The organism is Syntrophorhabdaceae bacterium (assembly GCA_035541755.1).
GTDB lineage: Bacteria > Desulfobacterota > Syntrophorhabdia > Syntrophorhabdales > Syntrophorhabdaceae > PNOF01.
Genome location: DATKMQ010000171.1, coordinates 1 through 24,444 on the forward strand (window position 1 = coordinate 1; position 24,444 = coordinate 24,444).

The 24,444-nt window shown below is 50.7% G+C and carries 25 protein-coding genes and 4 tRNA genes; 11 read left to right on the forward strand and 18 right to left on the reverse strand.

Going from position 1 to position 24,444, the window contains the following annotated elements:
* The 5 genes from VMT62_16650 to VMT62_16670 form a co-directional block, all read right to left on the reverse strand.
* The coding region (locus VMT62_16650) for a GTP-binding protein (protein ID HVN98061.1) at positions 1 to 128 on the reverse strand (128 nt) is incomplete at its 3' end.
* A gap of 24 nt (positions 129 to 152) precedes the next feature.
* Positions 153 to 228 (reverse strand) — tRNA-Thr (locus tag VMT62_16655).
* Positions 229 to 303: 75 nt separating this feature from the next.
* A tRNA-Gly gene (locus tag VMT62_16660) sits at positions 304 to 380 on the reverse strand.
* Positions 381 to 480: 100 nt separating this feature from the next.
* Positions 481 to 566: transfer RNA gene (locus tag VMT62_16665), tRNA-Tyr, on the reverse strand.
* Between the two features lie 2 nt (positions 567 to 568).
* Positions 569 to 641 (reverse strand) — tRNA-Thr (locus tag VMT62_16670).
* A 211-nt stretch (positions 642 to 852) separates the two neighbouring features.
* Between VMT62_16670 and VMT62_16675 the strand changes: the two genes are divergently transcribed.
* Positions 853 to 1,137, forward strand: coding sequence for a PxxKW family cysteine-rich protein (locus VMT62_16675; GenBank protein ID HVN98062.1), 285 nt, complete (start codon positions 853 to 855; stop codon positions 1,135 to 1,137).
* Positions 1,138 to 1,424: 287 nt separating this feature from the next.
* Entirely contained in the window at positions 1,425 to 1,700 is a 276-nt protein-coding gene (gene rpsT / locus VMT62_16680; GenBank protein HVN98063.1) for a 30S ribosomal protein S20, read from the forward strand.
* A 266-nt stretch (positions 1,701 to 1,966) separates the two neighbouring features.
* Here the strand turns inward: rpsT and lptE are convergent, their stop codons facing one another.
* The 9 genes from lptE to VMT62_16725 form a co-directional block, all read right to left on the reverse strand.
* The gene (lptE, locus tag VMT62_16685) at positions 1,967 to 2,503 is read right to left on the reverse strand and encodes an LPS assembly lipoprotein LptE (GenBank protein HVN98064.1); all 537 of its coding nucleotides are present in this window, start codon (positions 2,501 to 2,503) and stop codon (positions 1,967 to 1,969) included.
* Positions 2,504 to 2,514: 11 nt separating this feature from the next.
* Positions 2,515 to 4,992: a leucine--tRNA ligase gene (gene leuS, locus VMT62_16690; GenBank protein HVN98065.1), complete on the reverse strand. Its 2,478-nt coding sequence runs from the start codon at positions 4,990 to 4,992 to the stop codon at positions 2,515 to 2,517.
* An 81-nt stretch (positions 4,993 to 5,073) separates the two neighbouring features.
* Positions 5,074 to 6,282 carry an argininosuccinate synthase gene (locus tag VMT62_16695; protein ID HVN98066.1) on the reverse strand — a complete coding sequence of 403 codons (1,209 nt, stop codon included), beginning with the start codon at positions 6,280 to 6,282 and terminating at the stop codon, positions 5,074 to 5,076.
* A gap of 78 nt (positions 6,283 to 6,360) precedes the next feature.
* A complete protein-coding gene (gene argF / locus VMT62_16700; protein ID HVN98067.1) occupies positions 6,361 to 7,302 on the reverse strand; it encodes an ornithine carbamoyltransferase in 942 nt (313 codons plus the stop codon).
* Complete coding sequence (locus VMT62_16705) at positions 7,299 to 8,492, reverse strand: aspartate aminotransferase family protein (GenBank protein HVN98068.1); 1,194 nt, start codon at positions 8,490 to 8,492, stop codon at positions 7,299 to 7,301. The genes argF and VMT62_16705 overlap by 4 nt, the downstream gene beginning before the upstream one ends.
* The gene (gene argB / locus VMT62_16710; GenBank protein HVN98069.1) at positions 8,492 to 9,415 is read right to left on the reverse strand and encodes an acetylglutamate kinase; all 924 of its coding nucleotides are present in this window, start codon (positions 9,413 to 9,415) and stop codon (positions 8,492 to 8,494) included. Before argB ends, VMT62_16705 begins: the two co-directional genes overlap by 1 nt.
* Positions 9,412 to 10,758, reverse strand: coding sequence for an ATP-dependent protease ATPase subunit HslU (gene hslU, locus VMT62_16715; protein ID HVN98070.1), 1,347 nt, complete (start codon positions 10,756 to 10,758; stop codon positions 9,412 to 9,414). Before hslU ends, argB begins: the two co-directional genes overlap by 4 nt.
* On the reverse strand, positions 10,759 to 11,283 hold the full coding sequence (hslV, locus tag VMT62_16720; protein HVN98071.1) for an ATP-dependent protease subunit HslV: 525 nt from the start codon (positions 11,281 to 11,283) through the stop codon (positions 10,759 to 10,761).
* Positions 11,284 to 11,287: 4 nt separating this feature from the next.
* On the reverse strand, positions 11,288 to 12,175 hold the full coding sequence (locus VMT62_16725; GenBank protein HVN98072.1) for a tyrosine-type recombinase/integrase: 888 nt from the start codon (positions 12,173 to 12,175) through the stop codon (positions 11,288 to 11,290).
* Between the two features lie 241 nt (positions 12,176 to 12,416).
* Between VMT62_16725 and VMT62_16730 the strand changes: the two genes are divergently transcribed.
* The 6 genes from VMT62_16730 (at position 12,417) to VMT62_16755 (ending at position 17,118) form a co-directional block, all read left to right on the forward strand.
* Positions 12,417 to 12,713, forward strand: a complete 297-nt coding sequence (locus VMT62_16730) for a hypothetical protein (GenBank protein HVN98073.1) — start codon at positions 12,417 to 12,419, stop codon at positions 12,711 to 12,713.
* A 381-nt stretch (positions 12,714 to 13,094) separates the two neighbouring features.
* Positions 13,095 to 13,904 (forward strand): ABC transporter permease, encoded by an 810-nt coding sequence (locus VMT62_16735; GenBank protein HVN98074.1) that lies wholly within the window; start codon positions 13,095 to 13,097, stop codon positions 13,902 to 13,904.
* Between the two features lie 7 nt (positions 13,905 to 13,911).
* On the forward strand, positions 13,912 to 15,162 hold the full coding sequence (locus tag VMT62_16740; protein ID HVN98075.1) for an ATP-binding cassette domain-containing protein: 1,251 nt from the start codon (positions 13,912 to 13,914) through the stop codon (positions 15,160 to 15,162).
* On the forward strand, positions 15,159 to 15,644 hold the full coding sequence (gene mlaD, locus VMT62_16745) for an outer membrane lipid asymmetry maintenance protein MlaD (protein HVN98076.1): 486 nt from the start codon (positions 15,159 to 15,161) through the stop codon (positions 15,642 to 15,644). Before VMT62_16740 ends, mlaD begins: the two co-directional genes overlap by 4 nt.
* A gap of 14 nt (positions 15,645 to 15,658) precedes the next feature.
* The gene (locus VMT62_16750) at positions 15,659 to 16,252 is read left to right on the forward strand and encodes an ABC transporter substrate-binding protein (GenBank protein ID HVN98077.1); all 594 of its coding nucleotides are present in this window, start codon (positions 15,659 to 15,661) and stop codon (positions 16,250 to 16,252) included.
* Entirely contained in the window at positions 16,252 to 17,118 is an 867-nt protein-coding gene (locus tag VMT62_16755) for a VacJ family lipoprotein (protein ID HVN98078.1), read from the forward strand. Before VMT62_16750 ends, VMT62_16755 begins: the two co-directional genes overlap by 1 nt.
* Positions 17,119 to 17,173: 55 nt before the next feature.
* Here the strand turns inward: VMT62_16755 and VMT62_16760 are convergent, their stop codons facing one another.
* Both VMT62_16760 and VMT62_16765 read right to left on the reverse strand, forming a co-directional pair.
* Positions 17,174 to 17,377 carry a 4-oxalocrotonate tautomerase family protein gene (locus VMT62_16760; protein HVN98079.1) on the reverse strand — a complete coding sequence of 68 codons (204 nt, stop codon included), beginning with the start codon at positions 17,375 to 17,377 and terminating at the stop codon, positions 17,174 to 17,176.
* 133 nt (positions 17,378 to 17,510) lie between these two features.
* Positions 17,511 to 18,236: an AAA family ATPase gene (locus VMT62_16765; protein ID HVN98080.1), complete on the reverse strand. Its 726-nt coding sequence runs from the start codon at positions 18,234 to 18,236 to the stop codon at positions 17,511 to 17,513.
* A gap of 328 nt (positions 18,237 to 18,564) precedes the next feature.
* Between VMT62_16765 and VMT62_16770 the strand changes: the two genes are divergently transcribed.
* Complete coding sequence (locus tag VMT62_16770; protein HVN98081.1) at positions 18,565 to 18,819, forward strand: hypothetical protein; 255 nt, start codon at positions 18,565 to 18,567, stop codon at positions 18,817 to 18,819.
* A gap of 247 nt (positions 18,820 to 19,066) precedes the next feature.
* Positions 19,067 to 19,258, forward strand: coding sequence for a 50S ribosomal protein L28 (rpmB, locus tag VMT62_16775; GenBank protein HVN98082.1), 192 nt, complete (start codon positions 19,067 to 19,069; stop codon positions 19,256 to 19,258).
* 275 nt (positions 19,259 to 19,533) lie between these two features.
* On the opposite strand, the gene VMT62_16780 is transcribed toward rpmB, so the two are convergent.
* Entirely contained in the window at positions 19,534 to 21,672 is a 2,139-nt protein-coding gene (locus tag VMT62_16780) for a bifunctional (p)ppGpp synthetase/guanosine-3',5'-bis(diphosphate) 3'-pyrophosphohydrolase (protein ID HVN98083.1), read from the reverse strand.
* Positions 21,673 to 21,793: 121 nt separating this feature from the next.
* Positions 21,794 to 22,003: a hypothetical protein gene (locus tag VMT62_16785; GenBank protein ID HVN98084.1), complete on the reverse strand. Its 210-nt coding sequence runs from the start codon at positions 22,001 to 22,003 to the stop codon at positions 21,794 to 21,796.
* A gap of 411 nt (positions 22,004 to 22,414) precedes the next feature.
* On the opposite strand from VMT62_16785, the gene VMT62_16790 reads away from it, so the two are divergent.
* Positions 22,415 to 24,444, forward strand: a 2,030-nt coding sequence (locus VMT62_16790; GenBank protein HVN98085.1) for an ATP-dependent RecD-like DNA helicase, incomplete at its 3' end; no start/stop codon positions are given.

Here is a 24,444-nt window from a genome sequence, read left to right on the forward strand (position 1 = left end):
TTTGCCCAGCCCTTGTTGGCGAGGCACTTGGTAATGGCTGACGTGAGGGTCGTCTTCCCGTGATCTATGTGACCGATGGTTCCTATGTTCACATGGGGTTTGGTCCTTTCGTACTTTTTCTTAGCCATATAGAACCTCCGTGTTATTTTTTATGGAGCCCATGAGCGGGATTGAACCGCTGACCTCATCCTTACCAAGGATGTGCTCTGCCGACTGAGCTACATGGGCCTCCGGAACGGGCAACGTTCCAAAAGTCATTTAAGCTTTTCAAGAGCGGGCAACGCATAAACCCGCCCGGGTTTATGGAGCGGGAAACGGGACTCGAACCCGCGACCCTCAGCTTGGAAGGCTGATGCTCTAACCAACTGAGCTAATCCCGCATTAATCACTCTATAAAAAATCCAAGGCGAATAGCCCCTCGTGAGACCGATCTTCCAGGACACCGACCGAATCACTATCGACTATCCACCAAGTTATTTATGGTGGAGAGGGGAGGGATCGAACCTCCGAAGGACTTCGCCAACAGATTTACAGTCTGCCCCCTTTGGCCGCTCGGGAACCTCTCCGTAGCTGGTGATGGGACTCGAACCCGCAACCTGCTGATTACAAATCAGCTGCTCTGCCGATTGAGCTACACCAGCGAAATTATATATTATACGACAAGAATCATGCCAAAAGCAACATGATACACTATTCGACAAAACAATATTTCTTAATATATTTTGGGCCTAATGTCAATATTTTCTGAGTAATTTCGCCCATCATTTCGCGATACCTGACATGTCTATTGACATCTCGACACAAAATATTGTTAAATAATACGCTTTATTACATCAAGGAGGTGATGCCGTTATGGTATGCGAAACACTAAAAGCGGGCGTAGAGTGTCTGTTTATGAAAAAAACAGGATGCTCATACAATGGCGGAAAATGCTACACGATTGTGGAAAACTGCGAAGGCTGCACGAGAGTTCTCGAATTCGAGACGGGAAAGTTCTGCGCGAGCTTCCCTTACCCTGCACAGAAATGGCAGAAGAGTGCGTGCTCCATGTCGACCCATGTGAAAAAAGTGCAAAAGGTCGAAGAGCAGAAGATCAATCCTCTCAAGGCATCCAAGAGAAATGCCGGAAAGAAATAGCCCATTAATATTGAAGGATTGCGCATTACAGGGGCTTATCGCCCCGCAATAAGATTATTCTTGAAAACGAATCAATCACTACGGTTGCGGTACGCCCTGGTTCTGCCTTTCTGTGCAATTCTTGGGCAAAACTCATAGAAGGCGGGGCCGACCGAGGCGATGTCTGGCGGTAACACCGTGTATCGAGAACGGGCCGAAATAGCAGTATATTCTGTTCTTCACGAATGATTTGACTTTTCGGGATGATGAATGATAAATAAAACAAAATCTCATGAGGAGGATTAAGCTTGAGGAAAAATAAGTCAGCGATAAAGAAGGCCAAACAGTCCGAGGAAAAACGGATCAGAAACGCGCACGTAAAATCAACCATGAAAACGGACATCAAGAAAGCCCTGTCGGCCGTAGAAGCCAGTGATAAGAACAACGCACCCGCCCTCCTCAAAAACGCTGTGGCATCTATCAACAGAGCTGCATCACAAAAGGTGATACACAAGAATAACGCGGCACGAAAGGTATCGAGACTTTCAAAGAAGGCTGATAAGGCTCTTGCAGCCAAGAGTTAACCCAATTTCCGCCACGTAGTACTTCAAAAGAACCGGAAAGCCTTGCGTCAAAGGCTTGCTGCATCAATCCCGGTCTTTATCCCCGCCGTGCATACGATTTGTTTGCGCTCAATTCGTTTCTCAATTTTACTTTGAGACGGCGACTACTAGCTTACGGTCTGACTGCAGATAGCGGAGTGGGATGCGGGAGGCCCCGCTTCGGCCGCGTCCTGAATCAGGTTACGAAGGCTTAAGCGGAAAATCCACAGGCTTTTCAACCCGCAACATCAATAATCGACAAACAGGAAGGAGCTGAATCTTCTTGCCATACGGGCCGCCAGTCGCGTAATTGCGTCGTTTTTGTTATATTCTTCAGCGTCAATATTATCGACCCTGTACGTCTCCGTGTCGGACAATCCCCATCGCTTGATAAAGGTTCCGTTCTTTCTGTATAGGGCCACATCGAGCTGAAGGGTGACATTCTTTTCAATCGCCAGGCCGGCTATGTTGAGGGAGACCGGCACGATTCTTATGTCGCTGATGGTGCCCTGTAGATAGCCGTCAGAATTCTCTTTGTTGAGCGTGAATAATCCCGTTGTCAAAAGCTCCTGGGAGAAGGCGCTCGTCACGTACTCCGATATGTGGGGTTCGTAGGTTGAATTCTTGAAAACGGAAAGATACAGAGAGGTGATGTCGCCCCCGAAGATACCCTTCTCACGCACCAACTGATATCCGCATGAAACAAGCAGAAGAGCGAGTGCGGTTACGAATAGCAAACTTCCTGTTCGTTTTCTTGTGGTCATGACGCTACCTTTCCCTCTCATATTTGAACCTGCTACACGCACACAATATTGAAGAGTTTGTTTGGAACGATGATGGTCTTTTTGATGTCTCTCCCCTCAATGTGCTTCTTGATCTTTTCAAGATCGAAGATGATCTGTCTCAGCTCAGCTTCGTCGGTGTCCCGTTCCACTTCACAGGTATCTCTCAGCTTGCCGTTCACCTGGATGGCGATCATAACTCTCTCCTCCATGACAAACCTCTCATCGTACTCAAGCCAGGTGCTTCCGAGATGTTTCACTTCTTTGCCCATCACCGTTAACAGCTCTGTGGCGATATGGGGTACGAAGGGAAAAATTAGCGTGAGCACCGTCTCCACCGCGCCTTTGACAAGCTGCACCGATTGGTCATCCGTTCTTCCTTTTTCGATAAACTTGTAGAGCGCGTTTACGAGCTCCATGACGCTCGCTATAGCCGTGTTCAAATGAAACCTGGCCAGATCATCGGTGACTTTTTTTATGGTCTTATGGATCCTGTGAGTGAGCTGTTTGAGTTCCGGATCTTCCGAGTCGACCGCGTAGACCGACTCTACGTCCTGCAACGTATCGGCTTTCTCCGTTACGAGTCTCCATACTCTCTGGAGAAAGCGGAAACTACCCTCCACACCCTTATCGCTCCAATCAAGATCTTTTTCCGGAGGCGCAGCAAAAAGGCAGAAGAGGCGGGCCGTATCGGCGCCATACTGCTCAATAAGATAGTCCGGATCCACCACATTACCTTTCGACTTGCTCATCTTGGCGCCATCTTTTATGACCATGCCCTGAGTCAGAAGATTCGAGAAGGGCTCCCGGGCTTCAACAAAGCCGAACTCATTGAGGACACGATTGAAAAATCGTGAATAGAGCAAGTGGAGTACCGCATGCTCTATGCCGCCGATATACTGGTCCACGGGCATCCAGTAATCCACCTGCTTCTTGTAAAGCGGTCCTTGATCATAGTCGGCGCAGGTATACTTTAGAAAATACCATGAAGATTCAACAAAGGTATCCATCGTATCCGTCTCGCGTCGAGCCTTTTTACCGCACTGGGGACAGACCGTCTCATAGAACTGCCTGTGTTCGGCAAGCGGAGACCTTCCGACCATCTTCACCTCAAGGTCTGTGGGAAGTACGACCGGCAAGTCCTCATAGGGCACGGGCACGATGCCGCAATCGTCGCAGTAAATTATGGGAATCGGGGCACCCCAGTATCTCTGCCTCGATATACCCCAGTCTTTCAGACGATAGTTCGTGGTTCCCCTTCCCCACTTCTTATGCTCAAGATACTCGATAATCTTCAGTATGGCCTCGCGGTTCTTCATTCCGTTAAACTGGGCCGAATTCACGAGAACACCGTCATCGACGTATGCGGCATCCATGATCTCAGGATTAAGGGTTTTGCCTTCGGGCGCTATGGTGACAATGATGGGCAGCCCGTACTCCTTGGCGAATTCAAAATCTCTCTGATCGTGGGCCGGAACGGCCATGATGGCCCCGGTCCCATATTCCATGAGCACGAAGTTTCCCAGGTAGACAGGCACCCGCGCGCCGCTTAGCGGATTAACAGCGTACTTGCCGGTAAACACCCCCTCTTTGGCGGTGCTCATTTCGCTTCTGAAGCTCCTGTCCTGCTTGCGCACCTTTTCGATGAACGCTTTTACCTCTTTCTCGTAGGAGGTGCCTTTCGCCAGTTCGTGGGCCAGGGGGTGCTCCGGGGCGAGCACCATAAAGGTCACGCCGTAAAGCGTATCGGGTCGGGTGGTAAAGATCGTGAGCGGCCTCCCGTCTTCCAGGGTGAAATCGACCTCCACGCCGTAGCTCCTGCCGATCCAGTTCTTTTGCATGCTGAGGACCTTTTCGGGCCAGCCCTGCAGCTTGTCGCAATACTCGTAGAGCTCGTCGGCATATTTGGTGATGGCGAAGAACCACTGGGTAAGCTCTTTTTGGATTACCGTCTCGCCGCATCTCCAACAGGTACCCTCTTCAACCTGCTCATTGGCGAGCACAGTCTGGCATTTGACGCAGTAATTAACCGGTGAATTCTTCCGGTATGCCAGACCTTTTTCGTACATTTTGAGGAACATCCACTGTTCCCATTTGTAGTAGTCGACATCGCAGGTTGCGATCTCCCGCTTCCAGTCGTAGCTGAAGCCGAGACGTTTCAACTGTTTCCGCATGTAGGCGATATTGTCGTAGGTCCATTTTGCAGGCGCTATCCCGCGCTCGATCGCGGCATTCTCGGCTGGCATGCCGAAGGCGTCCCAGCCCATAGGATGCAGCACATTGAACCCCCGCATTCTCTTGTATCGCGCGATGACATCCCCGATGGAATAATTCCGTACATGTCCCATATGGATTCGGCCTGAAGGGTAGGGGAACATCTCGAGAAGGTAGTATTTTTCCTTACTCTCATCTTCCTCTGCTCGGAAGGGCTCCTCGGCTTCCCAGATTTGCTGCCATTTCTCTTCGATCGTGTGCGGGTCATAGGATTTCATCGCATTCTCCGAGCAAAATCATTAGGAATTCAAGACAAAAGCTTGCTGCTTGCTGCATCCTGCACTTACGCGCTCATAGCCCTATCTTTTCAGCATGGCCCGGATGCGAAGCCTCAAGGCATTGAGCTTAATGAAGCCGCCCGCGTCTTTCTGGTCATAGACTGCATCCTTGTCAAAGGTAGCAAAATCTTTCAGATAGAGCGAGTTTCTCGATTTTCTCCCCACGACGTGGCAATTCCCTTTGTAAAGCTTTATCCGGGCAACACCTGAAACAGGGGCCTGGATTTCATCCGTCATAGCCATGATCGCCTTCATCTCGGGCGAATACCAGAAGCCGTAGTAGATCAACTCGGCAACCTTTGGAATAAGACTGTCTCTCAGATGCATGACTTCCCTATCGAGGGTGAGTGACTCAACGGCCCGGTGAGCCGCGTGCAAGATGGTGCAGCCAGGTGTCTCGTAAACGCCGCGCGATTTCATGCCCACAAACCGGTTCTCCACGATATCCACACGGCCGATTCCATGCCTGCCTCCCATGGTGTTGAGGTATTCGACGAGCCTGGATGGGGACATCTTTTTGCCGTCCACATGAGTGGGCACGCCTTTCTCAAAGGTTATTTCAACATACTGGGGCGAGTCCGGCGCCTTCTCGGGGGAACGCGTGGTTCTGAACATGTTCTCGGGCGGCTCAGCCCAGGGGTCTTCGAGAATGCCTCCTTCGTAACTGATATGCATGAGATTCCGATCCATGCTGTAGGGCTTCTTCTTGCTCACAGGGACCTCGATGCCATGTTTTCTCGCGTAGTCCATCAGGTCATCTCTCGACGAAAAGTCCCATTCACGCCATGGTGCTATGATTTTAATATTCGGCTCAAAGGCATAGTAGGTCAGTTCAAACCGTACTTGATCGTTGCCTTTGCCCGTTGATCCATGACAGACGGCATCGGCCCTTTCTTTTCTCGCAATCTCAATCTGTCTTTTTGCGATGAGCGGCCGGGCGATCGATGTGCCCATGAGATACGTCCCCTCATAGACCGCATTGGCCTTGATCGCAAAGAAGATGAAGTCTCTGGCGAATTCTTCCCGCAGGTCTTCGATGTATATCTTGGATGCACCCGTCTTCAAGGCCTTCTCTTTCAATCCGGTCAGCTCTTCGGCCTGGCCCACGTCAGCCGCGTAAGCGATCACCTGGCAGCCGTATGTGTCGAGAAGCCATTTCACGATAATCGAAGTATCAAGCCCTCCCGAATAAGCGAGAACTACTTTCTTAATTTTACTGTTCTTGTTCATTGAAAACCTCCGTATTCAATTCATGCAAAATTATGTGAAAGGACAGTCTAGTTGCCGTTCTATATTCTTAAGGCCTGGTTATCCGTTCTTTGCATTCTTCATTTTACCTTTTTCATTGAGAATAAGCCACTCGAGAAGCGCCTTCTGCACATGTAGTCTGTTTTCCGCCTGCGTAAAGATAATGTCGCTGAACCGTTCAAAAACATCATCTGTGATCTCTTGACCACGGTATGCCGGCAGGCAGTGCATAACAATGGCCCCTCTATTCGCTCGTCGCAACAGGGTATCGTCAATTTTGTATTTCGCAAAGGCCCTGCTCCGGGCCTTCTTTTCTTTCTCCTGGCCCATGCTCACCCACACGTCCGTATAGACAACATCGCAGCCTTTCACTGCCTCGACAGGATCGTGCGTGTAGCGAAAGCCTTTCTGTTTCTCGGCCCGCGCTAAAAGGACCGCGTCAGGTCCATAGCCTGCGGGTGTGGCAAGAGAGAAATCAAAACCCATGAGAATTGATGCCTCAAGCCATGAATTGGCCACGTTATTGCCATCGCCGATGAAGGCGATCTTGACATCCTTGAGCCCGCCCAGATATTCCTTGACCGTGAAGAGATCGGCGAGGATCTGACAGGGATGATAAAGATCGGAAAGACCGTTGATCACGGGCACGTGAGCCCAGCTTGCCAATTCTTCAACCAGGCCCTGCGAATACGTGCGGATCATGATAGCGTCCACATACCTCTCCAAAACCCGAGCGGTATCTTTTATGGGCTCGCCCCTACCGATCTGCGTTTCGTTCGGGCTCAAGAATATAGCCTGCCCCCCGAGTTCCTGGATGCCGACCTCAAAAGAAATCCTCGTTCTGGTCGAAGCCTTCTCAAATATCATGGCAAGGCTCTTTCCAGCGAGAGGTCTGTATTGCTTTCCTGAACTACGCAGATTCTTGAGAAGGGCAGCCCTTCCAAGGAGGTACTCGCACTCTTTCTTAGTTATGTCGAGAAATTTGGTAAAATCTCTTTTCAAATTTTCACCCTTTCGAATATCCTGCTTGCAATATCGAGAAATATGTCTATCTCTTCTTTCTTCACCGTGAGCGGCGGCATCAGACGAAGGATCTTGCCTTTGGTGCAATTCAGGATAACCCCTTCTTTCAGAAACTCCTTGACGATCTCATCGCCGCTCTCCGCAATCTCCACGCCCCAGAGGAGCCCTTTGCCCCGTATCTCGACGATGGAGCCGAACTGCTTCTTGAGGAGGTTAAGTCCTTTCTGGAGGTATTTGCCGACCTCGGCGCAGTTCTTGATCACCTCTTCTTCTATGAGGGTGTTGATCGTCGCCGCGACCGCTACCGCCGCGAGAGGGTTTCCGCCGAAGGTGGACGCATGCGTACCAGGTTCAAAGGCCTCCATGACCGAATCTTTCGCTACTATGGCTCCCACGGGAAAGCCGTTTCCCAGGCCCTTGGCCAGGCTCATCACGTCAGGCTCAATGCCATACTGTTCGTAGGCGAAGAAGGTGCCCGTCCTTCCCATGGCCGTCTGGACTTCATCAACCATGAGGAGTATGTCGCGCGTCCTCGTCAGCTCACGGACTTTCTTTACATATTCAGCCTCGGCCACGTAGACGCCCCCTTCCGACTGGATAAGCTCGATCATGACGGCGCACGTCTTTGCATCGATATTCGCTTCAAGGGCATTGATGTCATTAAACGGCACATGAACGAAGCCCGGATGCAAAGGCGCAAAACCGACCTGGAATTTTGGTTGACCCGTCGCCGAGATAGTTGCCATGGTTCTGCCATGGAAGGAATTCTCCATGGCGATGATCGTAGATCGCCCTTCCCCATATTTCTTCCAGGAATACCTCCTCGCCAGCTTAATGGCCGCTTCATTGGCCTCGGCTCCGCTGTTGCAGAAAAAGACCTTGTCCCCGAAAGAGTGCTCTGACAGCATCTCGGCAGCCTTTATCTGCGGTTCCATATAGAAAAGGTTGGAAACGTGGACAAGCTTCTTCACCTGCGCACTCAGCGCCTCGGTTATGCTGGGATGGCAATGACCAAGCCCGCATACGGCGATCCCGGACAGAAAATCGAGATAGCGGTGTCCATTTAAATCCCAGAGCCAGCACCCTTCGCCTTTTGTGATGACCATGGGAAGCCTGGTATACGTATTGGCCAGATATTTCATGGATTTCTTAATCAACTCGTCTTGCATTATTCGTCTCCTGTGATCTGAGTCCCCACCCCTGAGTCGGTAAATACTTCCAGAAGAATCGCATGGGGGACCCTACCATCCACGATATGTGTTTCCCGTACGCCGCCTTTCAGCGCGTCGACGCAACAATTCACCTTGGGTATCATACCACCGGTCACGGTCTTTTGCTGAATCAGTTGCCTGATTTGCTTCTTTTTCAACATGGATATGAGTTTCCCGTCTTTACCGATCACGCCCTCTACGTCGGTAAGCAGGATGAGCTTCTCCGCCGAGAGCGCCCGGGCAATGCTACCTGCTGCTGAATCTGCGTTGATGTTGTATGATTTTCCATCCATTCCATCGGCGATCGGCGCGATGACCGGAATGTATCCGTGTCTCGTAATATCCTTGATAATGGCCACATCGACATGGGTGATTTCTCCTACCAACCCGATCTTTTTGTCCGCCACCTGCTTGGCCAGAAGCAGTCTTCCGTCCTTACCGGAAAGACCGATGGCCCGGCCACCCATATCGTTGATGTTTTTCACGATCTCCTTGTTCACAAGCCCCGAAAGCACCATCTCCGCAACTTCCAGGGTCTTCTCGTCGGTAACCCTGAGACCGTCGACAAACCGCGTGGGGATCTGTAAATCCTTGAGCAGTCGCCCAATCATGGGCCCTCCCCCGTGAACGATGACCGGGTGAACGCCGACATATTTGAGAAGCGCTACATCCTTGGCGAACTCTTTTTTCAGGTCCACCTCTTCCATGGCCGCTCCGCCGTACTTAATGACGAAAGTAGAGCCCGCAAATTTCTTGATGTACGGCAGGGCCTCGAGCAACGTCTCTATTTTTTCCTTCATCTCTTCGTCCTTCCCCATATCAGTCGGTTCTTTCTCTGTAACGACCTTCGGTCGCTTGACACCCTGTGATACACGCTTCATAGAATATATCTGCTCAAGTCTTCCTTCTCAAGAAACTCACCGAGCTTCTCTCTCACATACTCTTTGGTGATGACGATATTCTTTTTCGTCATGTCCGGCGCGGAGAAGGATATATCGTCAAGAAGTTTTTCCATAACCGTATACAATCTCCTGGCCCCGATGTTTTCCGTCATCTCATTGATCCTTTGCGCGATATCCGTTATCTCCTCGATCGCCTTTTCATCGAATTCAAGCTCGATATCCTCCGTTTTCAAAAGGGCCTTATACTGCTTGATAAGTGCGTTGTCGGGCTCGGTAATAATCCTGAAAAAGTCCTCTTTTGTCAGGGCATCCAATTCTACACGGATCGGAAACCGGCCCTGCAACTCGGGGATCAGGTCAGACGGTTTCGACATGTGGAAAGCGCCCGCGGCGATAAAGAGTATGTGGTCCGTCTTCACCATACCGTACTTGGTAGTCACTGTGGTCCCTTCAACGATAGGCAGGATGTCCCTCTGCACACCTTCACGAGACACGTCGGGCCCGTGGCCGTGGTCACGACTTGCGATTTTATCGATCTCGTCGAGGAATATGATCCCCGCCTGCTCAACCCGCTCTATAGCATCGGAAGTCACCCTGTCCATATCGATGAGTTTCTTTGATTCTTCCTGTATCAGGTATCCGTAAGCCTCTTTGACCTTCATCTTCCTTCGCTTTGTTTTTTTCGGCAACATGTTTCCGAACATGTCACGTATTTGCATATCCATCTCTTCCATACCCTGGGCCGAAAAGATCTCGATGATAGGGAGGGACCTATCAGGCACCTCGAGGTCCAGCAATCTTTCATCGAGTTGACCTGCCTTGAAGCGTGCCCTCATCTTCTCTCTGGACTGGTCAGTGCTTTCCTCTGTCCCTTCTTCTTCGGGGTTCGCGGTTAACCGTTTCGCCGGCAGAAGGAGGTCCAGGATCCGTTCTTCGGCCATCCTTGTAGCCTTCTCTTTAACCAGATCATGCTCCTCTTTCTTCACCATATTGATCGCAAGCTCAGTCAAGTCCCGTATCATGGATTCTACATCTCTGCCCACGTAACCCACCTCGGTAAACTTCGTGGCCTCGATCTTCAAAAAAGGTGCAGTCGCAAGCTTTGCAAGTCTGCGCGCTATCTCTGTCTTTCCTACACCCGTAGGCCCGATCATAATGATGTTCTTGGGGGCCACTTCGTCACGGAGTTCCTTTGGTATCATCTGTCTTCTCCACCGGTTCCGTAAGGCTATGGACACGGCCTTTTTGGCCTTGTTCTGCCCTATGATGAAACGGTCAAGTTCTTCCATGATCTCTTTCGGGGTTAATGTTTCCTTGTTCATCTATAGTTCCTCAACGACGATCTTGTCGTTCGTATATATGCATATCTCGGCCGCAATAGCGAGCGCCTCCTGAACAATATCCCTGGCAGACAGGTCCGTATATTTGGTGAGCGCTTTGGCCGCGGCCTGAGCATACGGTCCGCCCGAGCCGATTGCGGCGATACCGTCATCCGGTTCTACAACGTCGCCGGTGCCGGAAAGAATCAGCGTATGATCCTTATCAGCGATAACAAGGAGCGCCTCTAATCTCCGTAGCATCCTGTCGGTCCTCCAGTCCTTTGCCAACTCGACCGCCGCCCTCGTGATACTGCCGTTGTATTGCTCCAGTTTCTTCTCAAACCGTTCAAAGAGGGTAAAGGCGTCCGCCGTTGCCCCCGCAAACCCGGCGAGGCACTTGTCCTGATAGAGTTTGCGAACCTTCTTCGCCGTATGTTTCATGATCGTCGTGTTCAATGTCACCTGTCCGTCGCCGCCAATAGCAACTCCTCCACTGCGCCTTACACACAATACCGTCGTGGCTTCCATTTTCTTACCTTCTTGGATGCGATTTGTCGTAAATCTCCATAAGCTTGTCCATTGAGACGTGGGTGTATCTCTGCGTCGTGGAAAGCTTGGAATGGCCGAGGAGTTCCTGGATGCTCCTCAGGTCTGCCCCGCTGTCGAGCATGTGGGTTGCAAAAGAATGCCTGACACCGTGAAGGGAAAGGTTCTTAAAGAGTTGCGCCTTTATCTGGTGTTTCTTCATAATCTTCAACAATCCCCTGTAGGCAAGTCTTTCGCCGCGTGCATTGATGAAGAGGGCGTTCTTCAGGCGGTATTTTCCCGTTTTCTTGGTCATCTCTATATAGGCATCGAGTGCCTCTTTGGCTTTGTCACCAAAAGGAAGTATCCTTTCTTTACCACCCTTGCCCTTTACTTTTACCCACATACCGTCCATGTGCAGATCCTGCACATCGATAGCCAGGGCCTCGCTCGCCCTCATACCCGTGGAGTACATAAGCTCGAAAATGGCCACATTGCGAATATTGAGCCAGCCATCCTTGGGTAGGAAATCGAGGAAATGAAACATCTCGTCAATCGTATAAAACTTCGGGAGATGTTTTTCAATCTTGGGATTCTTTATGATAAGGGCCGTGTTCTCATCGATATATCCCTTTTTTTTCATGAACTTAAAGAAGACCTTAATAGCGGAGATCTTTCGGGAAAGAGACGATTTTTTCAGGTCTTTATAGATCGCAACGATGTAGGCCCGAATGGTATTGTGGTCTATGATTTCATCGGTCGCGTTCTCAATGAATTCGATAAAGTCCTCGATATCCCCCTTATAGGCCCTCTTGGTATTGAATGACGCGCCTTTCTCAGCCTCGAGGTACTTGTAGAATTCCTTGGCAATCCCTTTAATGGTGCTTTTATCCATAAGACTATTATTTTATAATTTTCTCCTAAATAATCAAGAGAATTCACCTTTTCGGGCTTCTTGCGGCCCTCGACACCATTGTCGAGTCTTCTTCATTTATTCGACACTTTTTTCCCATTTCTTATTGACCTCATTTTGCCGCATGGAGCCCATAATCAAACAGGGGTGCGGCTTCAGTCGCTACGCACCTGTCCTGGCACAAGGATTGCTTTAATTCCAGGAGTGAGCGCATGAGGCAACCATGATACGAATCATAACCGAAGCATCAACCCCACTGTTCCTGGCAGAAAGAGTAATGTCGTTTCTCGCCGTATACTGCACCCGTTTTCTGTACGTGCTCCACGATCTCGTTCTCAAAAACATGACCCAGAGAAGGTTTCTGTGGGACGTTTTCTATCAGGTGCAGTTGTCACTGGTATTGCAGCAATCTTTGTGGGTGCTCTCTCTTTGTTTAGCAAGACAAGTGATCCTGGCATTAAGGAACGATTGGAGAACCAACAACACCGTATCGATCAGGAGTTCCGAAGCGGATAATTGACCCGAGAGCCGGTTAAGATCTGAAGCCGACTAAGAATCGGAAGAAATGCGGTATAGATATGAAATCGAATGCGTAAAGGATTCGAGGTTTGGGGCCTGCCAAGGTCCGATCCCCCTTCCTTCGGATGGCCCCTTTCCCCGATCCTTCTTAAACGCCGGGTACCACCCGGCGCGGCAGCCCCAATAAACTTCCCATCTTTATTCTCCCGCGGCGCGACGAATCATTTCCGTCATCATCCGTCATGCTCCGCAGTTCGTCGTGAAGCCATTCCTACCCAAAAAACAGCTTGCACCCCCAACAGATAGTAGTTACAATATTTTCGACAGTTGGCGAGACCGGGGCGTCCGGCGTGTTATACCTTAAGGAGCAGATTTGAGAGAAATGGAATCACCCGAGAAAAGTAATCCTTTAGCCCTGTTCTTTCCCGCCACGGGCAGGGAAACGATGCGCCTTGTAGGCAGCCTGGGTGCGATGACCATCTTCTTTTTCACCGCCTTCATCAATATCTTCCGACGAAAACAGCTCTTCGAGATCACAAGCCAGGTCTTCTCTATCGGGGCGAGCTCTTCCCTCATCGTCATGCTTGTGGGCCTCTTCACGGGGATGGTGCTCGGGCTGCAGCTTTTTTATACCCTTGTCAAGTTCGGCTCTGTTGGGGCCTTGGGCTCTGCCATATCGCTCTCGCTCATCAGAGAGTTAGGACCCGTGCTCACGGCCATCATGATCACAGCGCGGGCCGGATCCGCCATGGCCGCTGAGATAGGTATCCTCCGCATCTCGGAACAGATAGACGCCCTTTATTCCATGCGGATCGATCCCGTTCGTTACCTCATCAGCCCTCGGGTCGCCGCTTCAATTATCAGTTTTCCGCTGCTCACCTCCTTCTTCGACCTCATCGGGATCGCAGGAGGATATATAACCGGCGTGCTTCTGCTCGGCACAAACGCGGGTACGTACTTTTACCGGGTTCAGTCATCGGTAAACATGGTAGATGTGAGGGGCGGCTTTATTAAATCCCTGGTTTTCGCAGTGATCGTCTCGGCCATTTGCTGTTTTCAGGGCTATTTTTGCCACATGCGGAGCGACGGATACGGGGCAAAGGCGGTGGGCCTTGCGACCATTTCCGCGGTCGTCTTCTCATGCGTCATGATTCTTGTGGCCGACTATGTGGTCACGTCATTTCTGATGTAAGGCTTGTATGGAGACACCTTTAATAGAGTTTCAAAATGTTACTAAGGGGTTCGGTGACAAGACCGTGCTTAACAGGGTCAATGTCAAGATCTACGAGAACGAGATCACCACGATCATCGGAAAGAGCGGCACGGGGAAGAGTGTGCTTCTCAAACACATCATCGGACTTCTTAAGCCCGATGAAGGCACTATTCTCTTTCAGGGAAAACCGATTGACAGGATGAAGAAGAGCGAACAGGAAAGATACCGAAGCGAGGTCGCATACCTTTTTCAGAATAACGCGCTCCTCGATTCCATGACGGTCTTTGAAAACGTGGCCCTCCCCCTTCGACAGACTACAAACCTCCAAAAAAAGGAAATTGAAAAAAGGGTTCTAAAAAGAATCGATGACCTGGAACTTTCTGAGGCCGTGAACAAATACCCTTCCGAGCTTTCAGGCGGGATGCAGAAAAGGGTGGCGCTCGCACGGGCCCTGGTGACCGACCCCAAGATCGTGCTCTTCGACGAGCCCACAACAGGCCAGGACCCGATCCGAAAGAATATGATTCTCTCTATGATCACCCATTACCGGAGAAAATTCGGGTTCACTGCCGTCCTCATTAGCCATGATATCCCTGATGTCTTTTTTATCTCAGACAGGATTATTATTCTCTGGGAAGGCTCAGTGGGTTTCGAGGGTACTTACGAAGAAGCTATGAAGCAGAAGCTTCCGCTCATCGATGAGTTTCTCAGAAGTCTGGAGGGTTTTCAGGACGAGCTCACGGGGTTACTCTCCCGGGAGGCGTTCAGGGTCCATTACACGGCCATGCTGGGAACCACACCGACGGTGACGACCATTTCAGCGGCCTTGTTCAGCGTTCGATTGAATTTGCTCCATGATGCCCTGGGACCGCATGCATCGGTGGCGATCCTGAGGGCACTTGGCGACTATACGAACAAGTATTTCAACGGCATCGGAGGTTTTTCCGCCCGCCACAAGCGAGATGAGATCCTCACCATATTTCCTCACACAACCCCCGAGGAGGCAAGTCAGCTGGTAAGCGACTTTGCGAAGGAACTTGAGCAAGGGGTTCTCGCCGGCATAGAGAGCGTTGCCGAAGGGACCATAGGTACCAAAGAATGTTTTGAGCTCTATATACGCGCCGGGGTCACGGAAATTCTTCCCGCCGACGAGATAGATAAGATAATTGAGAGGGCTGAGGCAAAACAGGAAATTATTGCAACATACCGATGCGATTCCGGAGGTAGCGCTTCATGAAGAAGTATTCCATGGAAACCGCTGTAGGCATTTTCGTCGTGATAGGACTCGTTTGTGTGGGGTATATGGCGATCAAACTCGGGAAGGTATCCTTTCTCGGGGAAAAAACTTATCCGCTCTATGCACGATTCACATCGGTCTCTGGGCTTCGCGCGGGCAGCGCGGTCGAAGTATACGGGATCGAAGTGGGCGCAGTAAAGAGTCTCACCATAGACAACGAGAGGCAAATGGCAGTCATTGAAATGGACATCAATAAGGACATGACGATCTATGACGATGCGTCGGCCACCATTAAGACTTCGGGCCTTATCGGCGATAGATATGTCAAGATCGAACCGGGCGGTGCAGGCACGGCCCTCAAACCCGCCGGTTTCATTACGCAGACATCGGTGCCGGCGGACATTGAGGATCTCATAGGCAAGTATGCCTTCGGAGACGTTAAGAAGGACCCCGATAAGAACCAGGACAAACCGATTCGATGATACGGAGGATACTAATGAAAAGATGGGTAGCGGCGACTATGTGCGCCATGCTCCTGATTATACCTGTTTTATGCGTGGCAGGAGTCGCCCTGGACACGGTCAAGGCCAATGTGAACAGCGTGATTGAAGTGTTGAGAGACCAAAAACTCAAAGGGGAAGGGGGAAAAAAGGTGAAGGAGCAGAGAATCGAGGCGGCAGCCGAGAAGCTCTTTGACTTTGTGGAACTTTCCAAGAGGACCCTGGGGCTCAACTGGAACAGGCTCAACCCGGAGCAACGCAAAGAATTTGTGGAACTCTACAAGACGATACTCAAGAACGCCTATGTGGATAAGATTATGGCCTATGACAATGAACAGGTAAATTTCACCCGGGAGATATCGCTTTCGGAGAATACAGCGGAGGTCCAAAGCACGGTCGCTGCGAGAAACGCAGAAACGCCGATCAATTACCGGGTTGTCAAGCGCGACAACGAGTGGAAGGTATACGACGTGGTGATCGAAGGGGTGAGCCTCATCAGCAACTATCAGACACAGTTTCGGGAAATCCTTGGAAACAATCCGCCCGAAACCCTGCTCCAGACGCTTCGCAAAAAGGTCGGCAATAAATAATGGCCCAAGTATCGGCGTATGACAGAAAAACCGTGCGGTCTCGCGCATTGGGCGTGTGCCTCGGATTGACGCTTCTTCTGTTTCAAAGCGCATTACCTGCTCACGCAGCCGAACCAGCCTCAGGCCAGGAACCCAAAGCAACGGGCGCAGGTGAGGGAGAGGCCGTAGCCCCCGCGCCCGTTACAAACGCGGGGCCACAGGACGAGTATGGCAACGTGACTGAAGAAGAAGTAAAAGGCGGCGAGGCCCCCAGGATCGCGGATCCTATCGAGCCGTGGAACAGGGCCATATACCACGTGAACGATAAACTGTATTTCTGGCTCTTAAAGCCGGTGACCAGGGGATATAAATATGTTCTACCGGAGAGCCTCAGGATAATCGTGAGCAATTTCTATGAGAACTTGAAGACCCCAATCCGGTTCGTCAACAACCTTCTCCAGGGAAGGCCGGTATATGCGGGCAAGGAAGTGATCAGATTTCTTATTAACTCCACAGTGGGTGTGGCGGGATTCAAGGACTGTGCGAAAGAGTGCTTGAACATTACGGGCCGCGACGCAGATTTCGGCCAGACGTTAGGGAAATATGGCCTGGGGTTCGGTTTCTACATCGTCTGGCCCGTGCTCGGCCCTTCTAGTCCCCGTGATACGGTGGGGTTTGCGGCTGACTGGTGGCTGAAGCCTCAAACCTATCTAACGACCCAGTTGATCACGCCTGAAACCGCGGCTCTCTATGCCCACGAAGAGGTAAATGACACATCGTTCCATCTGGGTGATTACGAGGCCCTCAAACAGGCGGCCATCGATCCCTACGTGGCCATGCGCGACGCCTACGTGCAGTACCGCATTAAAAGGATATCCGAAAAATAAGGAACGGGCATCAAGCAAAAAACCCTTGAACCGGCGCGTCCTGCTCGTCAACGTACTATTTTCCCTCACGTCTCATGGCAGTGACGGTTATGCCTGACACGCCCCAGTTGTCCGTATCCACTTCATCGATCACAACAAACGTGCTCTCAGGTTTCTTCCCCAAGACATCGAAAAGTAGCTTTGTTGTCCCATCTATAAGCCGCGCTTTTTGTTCCGCCGTAGCGCCTTCCCTGGTGATTCTGATATTGACATAGGGCATAGTCGCACCTCCTTTTTTCTCACCGGTCGTGGTGAAAACAATCGGTCATCTCGAGAATCGAAGCCTACAAACCTCGTTGCCATTCTCCCTGTAAAGATGTGTTGTCTTCCAGGGTATAGAGCAAGGCCAGCCGTTACGACTGCACGTCATCCAGGTATTTCTTCCTGTCTCCCATGAAATCCTTGTAGATCTTGTAGTGTTCCGTTTGCTCATATGACACTTCTCTGATAGGCGCGTCGTCGAAGCTCAAGATGGAGGCATTAGGACAGGCGAGCAGGATCGGCGAATGGGTCGCGATAATAAACTGGGCGTGACCGTCCGCCCCCATTTTGACAAGGAGGTTCAGCAATTCGAGCTGTGTCTTGGGCGAGAGCGCCGTCTCCGGCTCGTCCAGCAGATAGATCCCCTTTATCCGATAGCGGGCTTTAAAGAAGGACATGATCGACTGTCCGTGGGATTTGGTCATGAGCGACTCCCCGCCGAAGTATTCAAGAAGGCCCGGGGAAGCTGCCGCCCAATCGTCAAGGATGCGCACAAAATCCTGAAATAGCGAAGACCCGAAAAAACTCCCCTGAATGGGGCTATCGGCCCATTCGATGGAGATATAGTCGCAGAATCTGTCCTCATCAGGATTGAATTCCGCTCTTCTTCGTTCTTCATCCTGCCATATGTGGACGCCGCATTTGCGAGCCAGCGCCTGAAGCAGGGTCGATTTACCCGTGCCGTTCTCTCCTACAAAGAGCGTGATGGGGGTCGAGAAAACGATCCTTTCCGGTTGGCCGAACACAGACAAGTTGAATGGATAATGGTCTCTTGTGGGATACATATCGGGGTGCAGCGTGACTGATTTTACATGCATATATTTCCCCCCTGGTTAAGGCGCAGGTATTCTTCTTTTGTTTATCACTTCAAGGCAAGCTGTGTCAAATTCTATCAAGATAGCTTTGAGCAATCGAGAAAAGGGCCGGCCTCACAAATGATTGAGACCTCGATAATTTTCTTGTCTTTATGCGGTTCTCATATATAATGTCATAGCGATAGACCGGCAGATACGGGCAATGCGCGCGAGTTCAGGTGAACGTGTAGGGCATTGGATAACTTGATACTACGATACGTGGTTGAGGGCCGCCTGCGCATCCCCTGGCTTCTTAGTCCACGATAGAATGTTTACGAGATGAGGTGTCCATATGTCAAAACATTCACATGAATTCGTAGAAACGTTTCAAGGGTTTCTTGGGTACGGGCTCGACAGGCAAACCGACGAAGACACGGTACGCGTCTACCTGCAGAAGTTCTCCGACGACAATTTGATGAAAGTCATACTGAAACGGATGACTCGTGAAGATTTGACGGACGTATTTGAGATCGTCAGTAAAATGCTGAAGAATTACCTTACCGAGCCGGAATATCACCAATTGTTTCTCAAAGATGAGGAACCATAAAAGGTAAGGATTTACCGGCAGGGGTAAGCCGTGCGTGGGAGGGATCGGTAATTGCGGCACGGCGGAAAGGTAAGGTTCCTGAGCTGAGACGAACCTTTCATATCCTGAGGGCGACATGTTTCATTAGCGCCACCCCTCGCGGCTGATGCCGAAATATGTTGACATAAGAGCCATAAACGGTTAGAATTCTTCTCTTTACATGAATATGCCCCCAGAATTTTAGCATACGGGAAGCAGGAGGATATAGATGTCAAGACTTTGCGATATGTGCGGTAAAGGAAAACTGAATGGCCACAATGTGAGCCATGCCAATAATAAGACAAAGAAAGAATGGATGCCAAACCTGCAGACCGTAAAGATTGTCCAGAACGGCACTACAAAGAGAGTCAAGCTCTGTACTAAGTGCATCAAAAAGGGTAATTTTCAGAAAGCCATCTAGTACTGGGGCTCACGTCGCCCCCTCCACCAGCAGAGCTGTCGGAGCCTCCCCCTCTCGCTCATGAATGAGCTGAGGATCATCTTAAACCGGATAGCGTCGCCCCCTCCGTAAGCAGAGCTGTCGGAGCCTCCCCCTCTCGCTCATGAATGAGCTGAGGATGTCGCTTTCACTTCATAAAACTGTTGGGCTTATTGCGCGCCGCTCAATGCTTTTGAAGTTCTTCCCGTGCAACTATTCTCTATTTCACCATTTTACTGTGTTATCGGCGCCGTCCTTTATGGTGAGCCCCCTCTCACCCGCTCCACCGATCTCACACCCTTAATTTTCTGAATCGATTTTATGACCTTCTGCAACTGCCCGGTATGTGCGATCTCCACCTCATACAAACCCGCTGCCGATCTGTCAGGATACGCTGTGGCCTGGGCGCTGACGATGTTAATTTTGTTGGAAGCGATGGTCGTGCTGATATCGGAAAGGAGCCCCTTCCTGTCAGAGCCTACGACCTTCAACCTCACAGGATAGGTAAAGTCCTTGGTAAGCTGCCACGAAACATCTATTTTTCTCTGCTCATCATAGGTGTGAATGTTTGGACAGTCCTCCACGTGGATGGTGAGACCCCGGCCCCTGGTGATAAAACCCACGATCTTGTCGCCGGGTATAGGATTACAGCACTTCCCGAACCGCACTACCAGGCTGTCCACCCCTTGTACCTTGATCGCGTTGTCTTTGCTCCGGCTGATGGTTTTGATAATGTGCTTGATGCCGCTCGCTTTCTCCGTCTCCGGGATGACCTTACTCAACACCTGAAGCGGTGTATACAGCCCGTACCCCACACCTGCAAATAGGTCCTCGACCGTTTCAAAACCAAAATCCTTGGTGATGGTCTGAAGTTCGGGGGATTTGAGGAACTTGTTAAAATTGATATCGTGCTTCGCCAGTTCTTTTTCAACGAGGGTTCTGCCGAGTTCGATGCTTCGCTCTCTCTGTTCCGTCTTGATCCATTGCCTGATCTTGGTCTTCGCCTTTGAGGTGGTCACGAAGTTGAGCCAGTCTTTGCTCGGCCTATGAGAAGGATTTGTCAGTATCTCCACGGTGTCGCCGCTTTTCAAAAGATAGCGAAGAGGCACAATCTTGCCATTCACCTTGGCACCCACGCACCGATGCCCCAGGTCTGAGTGGATCGCGTACGCCAGGTCTACCGGCGTTGCGCCCTTTGGAAGCTCCCTCACGTCGCCCTTTGGCGTAAATACGTAGACCTCATCAGGGAAGAGATCTATCTTGAAGATCTCCATAAATTCCTTGTTGTCCTTCAACTCCTGCTGCCATTCTATAATCCGTCTCAACCACGCAAAAATCCTGTCTTCCTTGGGGTTGAAGACCTTACCCTCCTTGTACTTCCAGTGGGCAGCGATCCCTTCTTCGGCAATCTTGTGCATCTCACGGGTACGTATCTGGATTTCAATCTTTTCGCCGTGGGGGCCTATAACCTTGGTGTGGAGGGACTGATACATGTTCCCCTTGGGTAGTGCTATGTAGTCGCTGAACTTGCCCGGTATGGGTTTAAAGAAGGAATGGATGAGCCCCAGGGCCTCGTAGCACTCTTTGATATCGTTAACGATGACCCTGAATGCAGTGATGTCATAGATGTCGTCGACATTTATTCCTTCCTGAACCATTTTCCGGTATATGCTGTACAGACGTTTTGCCCGTCCTGAGATTTCGGCCTGAAGATGATACAGGTCGAATCTCTGTCGCAATAACGCGATAACTTCGCCGATATATTCTTCCCTTTGCTTTCTTTTCTGAGCGATGTTCTCTGCGATGAGCCTGTATTCGGCCGGTTTGAGGTATTTGAATGAGACATCCTCCAGCTCACCTCTCAGCCATTCTATGCCGAGCCTGTGCGCGAGCGGCGCATAGATATCGAGAGTCTCGCGGGCAATTTCGACCTGCTTGTCCGGGGAAAGAAAATTGAGCGTCTGCATATTGTGGTACCTGTCGGCAAGCTTTATCAGGATCACCCTGATGTCTTTGCTCATGGCGAGGATCATCTTCCTGAAGTTCTCCACCCGTGAATCTTCCGAGGTCTTGAGGGGGATCTTGCTGATCTTGGTCACACCGTCGACAAGCTCTGCGATCTCTTTTCCGAAATACTCCTCGATCTCTTTCTTGTCCACATAAGAATCCTCCACCGTGTCGTGGAGTAACCCAGACGCGATGCTCGAAATGTCGAGGTTCATTCTGGTAAGTGTATAGGCCACCTCAAGGGGATGGATGAGGTACGGCTCACCGGAAAGCCTTGTCTGGCCTTTATGCGCCTTGGCGGAAAAAACATAGGCCCGCTGGAGAAGCTCCACGTCGGCCTGGGGATTATATTTTAGGACTTCATCAACGATGTCGTTAAACCTGATCATGATTCATTCCCTAGACCCATCATTTCTATATTACTCTATGGGATGGAAAATCACAACACCCAAAGGGCGTAGCGAAGGGGCCGACGCGCCAGTTGCAGCCCAATTTTGCGGACGAAAGACATTATGGCTCCACTCGCTCGGCTATTTCGATTTGACCGCGTCTCTTCTTTCTTCTATCAAGCACCTCGGCAAGCACGGGGAAAAGAAGAGAGCCAAATGGAAGAGCAAAAATCATAAGCGCAGGTATATAAGAGGATATACGCCACAGGTGGCGTCGCAAGACCTTTCTTTCCTCATGCGTCCACTTCTCACGGGTGTTTCTGGGCTTCATGAGGAGCCTCATAAATCCGTTTACCTTTTCTAATTCATGCATGAGCAATGCTTTGTTCTTGGATATCGTATTTGAGATTAAGTACCGCATCATTTTTGTCACAATTGGCAACATAATAGTCTATAACTTATAATAACGATACGTTAACCGCAGTAGCCGCGCTTTTAGCGTGCGCAGCCGGGCACTGCCTGAAGGGCAATGCCCTGATACGGGGGGGTACGCACCCCGTAATCACATTTTAGGGTAGCCTCGAATCCCCGCACCCCAGAGGCGTAGGGAGATTTTTCTTAGAATGCAAAACCCTTTATCGCCTTGATCGCCCCTGTGCTCAAACGTGAGTCTCAAAGACCGGGGCGCTCCTTCTTATCTTCCGCTTCCATTATAGCGTAATTTTGGGTACTATTAAAGAGTATGTCTCAAGAAAAACCGGTAAACGAAATTGAGGGCCAGATCGAGCGCATCACCTATTCTAATAAGGAGAACAGCTACACCATCGCCAAAATCCGTATGCAGGACAGAGGCGATCTTGTCACTGTCGTGGGCACGCTCTATTCGGTGACGCCGGGTGACACGTTAAAACTTAAGGGCCAATGGAACAGGCATCCCCGTTACGGTGAGCAATTCCAAGTGGCATCTTATGAACCCGTTATGCCGGCAACAGTGAAGGGCATCGAAAAGTATCTCGGCTCGGGCATGATCAGGGGCATAGGGCCCGTCATGGCAAAGAGGCTTGTGTCACGGTTCGGCGAAGAGACCCTGAAGGTAATCGATACCAACATAGAAAGACTTTTCGAAGTTCAAGGCGTAGGCGAAAAACGGGTGGAGATGATCAAGGACGCCTGGGAGGAACAGAGCGAAATCCGTAGCGTCATGGTCTTTCTTCAAGGCAACGGCATAAGCCCCACCTATGCCGCAAAGATTTACAAACAATACGGCAGCAACTCCGTGCGCGTTGTAACCGAAAATCCTTATCGACTCGCTATGGACGTGTTTGGGATCGGATTTATCACCGCCGACAAGATCGCTGGTAATCTGGGCATAGAGAAAACCGCGCCTGCAAGGATTGAGGCGGGCATAATCTATGTCTTAAGCCAGCTCGCCGATCAGGGGCATGTCTACTATCCATATGCATCCCTCATTGAGCAGTGTGGTGAAATTCTGCAGATTGACGGGACCATTATTCCTCCCGCATTGGAAATCCTCACCCAGGAAAAGAAGATCTATGTTGAACAAGCCCTCGCCCCGAACTCCGGAGCGCAACTCCCCTCCACGGCGCCTGTCTATCTTGCAGGGTTCTATCTGTCGGAACGGGGCATTGCCACTAAACTCAAGGCGCTTTGCTCATACCCAAAACAGCAGCAGCTTATCAACGTTGACGAAGCCGTCGATTGGGTGCGGAAAGACCTGAACATAAGCTTTTCAGCGAAACAGCTCGAGGGCATCAGGGCGTCGGTGGAAAGCAAGCTGATGGTCCTGACCGGGGGCCCGGGAACAGGGAAGACGACTATTATCAACGCCATCATACGGATCGCCCACAGAATGGGTCAGAGGGTCCTGCTGACCGCCCCCACGGGCAGGGCGGCAAAGAGAATGGCCGAGACCACGGGGCACGAATCAAAAACCATCCACAGGCTGCTCGAGTACAGTCCTTCCAGAGGATCCGATGGCGGTGGTTTTAAACGGGATGAGAATAACCCGCTTGACGCGGACCTCGTTATCGTGGACGAAGTCTCCATGGTAGATACGCTCCTCATGCACCACTTTCTCAAAGCCGTGCCCGAAAAAGCTACGCTCATCCTGGTCGGGGATGTTGATCAATTGCCTTCGGTGGGACCAGGAAATGTGCTTCGGGACATCATTGAAGCCGGGATCATGCCTGTGGTCCGGTTGAATGAGATATTCCGGCAGTCACAGAGGAGCATGATCATTGTGAACGCTCACCGGGTCAATCACGGAGAGATGCCCGAACTGGAAAGGAAGACGGAACATGCGCACGATTTCTATTTCACTGCCCTTGAGGAACCGGAAAAGGTGGTGGAAGAAATCGTCCGGCTCTATAAGGAGGTCATACCGTCGAGATTTGGTTTTGACCCCATGAATGACATACAGGTTCTGACCCCCATGCACAGGGGCGTGGTGGGCGTCACCAATCTCAATGCCGAACTCCAAAAGGAATTGAATCCTTGCGCCCATGAGCTTGTTCGCGCGGGCAAGCTTTTCAAGACCGGAGACAAGGTGCTGCAAACAAGAAACAACTATGACAAGGATATTTACAACGGAGACATCGGCAGGATAAGGGCAATAGACACGGAGGTACAGGAAGTAAAAGTCGATTATGACGGCAGGATCATCTCCTATGAATATGCGGACCTCGATGAAATCATCCTGGCCTACGCCATATCAGTCCACAAATCACAAGGAAGCGAGTATCCCGTGGTGAT

Coding starts and splice junctions, on each gene's coding strand:
- VMT62_16675 (HVN98062.1), top strand. CDS start 853: ATGGTATGCGAAACACTAAAAGCGGGCGTAGAGTGTCTGTTTATGAAA.
- lptE (HVN98064.1), bottom strand. CDS start 2,503: ATGAGAGGGAAAGGTAGCGTCATGACCACAAGAAAACGAACAGGAAGT.
- leuS (HVN98065.1), bottom strand. CDS start 4,992: ATGAAATCCTATGACCCGCACACGATCGAAGAGAAATGGCAGCAAATC.
- VMT62_16695 (HVN98066.1), bottom strand. CDS start 6,282: ATGAACAAGAACAGTAAAATTAAGAAAGTAGTTCTCGCTTATTCGGGA.
- VMT62_16705 (HVN98068.1), bottom strand. CDS start 8,492: ATGCAAGACGAGTTGATTAAGAAATCCATGAAATATCTGGCCAATACG.
- argB (HVN98069.1), bottom strand. CDS start 9,415: ATGAAGCGTGTATCACAGGGTGTCAAGCGACCGAAGGTCGTTACAGAG.
- hslU (HVN98070.1), bottom strand. CDS start 10,758: ATGAACAAGGAAACATTAACCCCGAAAGAGATCATGGAAGAACTTGAC.
- hslV (HVN98071.1), bottom strand. CDS start 11,283: ATGGAAGCCACGACGGTATTGTGTGTAAGGCGCAGTGGAGGAGTTGCT.
- VMT62_16725 (HVN98072.1), bottom strand. CDS start 12,175: ATGGATAAAAGCACCATTAAAGGGATTGCCAAGGAATTCTACAAGTAC.
- VMT62_16730 (HVN98073.1), top strand. CDS start 12,417: ATGATACGAATCATAACCGAAGCATCAACCCCACTGTTCCTGGCAGAA.
- VMT62_16735 (HVN98074.1), top strand. CDS start 13,095: ATGGAATCACCCGAGAAAAGTAATCCTTTAGCCCTGTTCTTTCCCGCC.
- VMT62_16740 (HVN98075.1), top strand. CDS start 13,912: ATGGAGACACCTTTAATAGAGTTTCAAAATGTTACTAAGGGGTTCGGT.
- mlaD (HVN98076.1), top strand. CDS start 15,159: ATGAAGAAGTATTCCATGGAAACCGCTGTAGGCATTTTCGTCGTGATA.
- VMT62_16750 (HVN98077.1), top strand. CDS start 15,659: ATGAAAAGATGGGTAGCGGCGACTATGTGCGCCATGCTCCTGATTATA.
- VMT62_16755 (HVN98078.1), top strand. CDS start 16,252: ATGGCCCAAGTATCGGCGTATGACAGAAAAACCGTGCGGTCTCGCGCA.
- VMT62_16760 (HVN98079.1), bottom strand. CDS start 17,377: ATGCCCTATGTCAATATCAGAATCACCAGGGAAGGCGCTACGGCGGAA.
- VMT62_16765 (HVN98080.1), bottom strand. CDS start 18,236: ATGCATGTAAAATCAGTCACGCTGCACCCCGATATGTATCCCACAAGA.
- VMT62_16770 (HVN98081.1), top strand. CDS start 18,565: ATGTCAAAACATTCACATGAATTCGTAGAAACGTTTCAAGGGTTTCTT.
- rpmB (HVN98082.1), top strand. CDS start 19,067: ATGTCAAGACTTTGCGATATGTGCGGTAAAGGAAAACTGAATGGCCAC.
- VMT62_16780 (HVN98083.1), bottom strand. CDS start 21,672: ATGATCAGGTTTAACGACATCGTTGATGAAGTCCTAAAATATAATCCC.
- VMT62_16785 (HVN98084.1), bottom strand. CDS start 22,003: ATGAAGCCCAGAAACACCCGTGAGAAGTGGACGCATGAGGAAAGAAAG.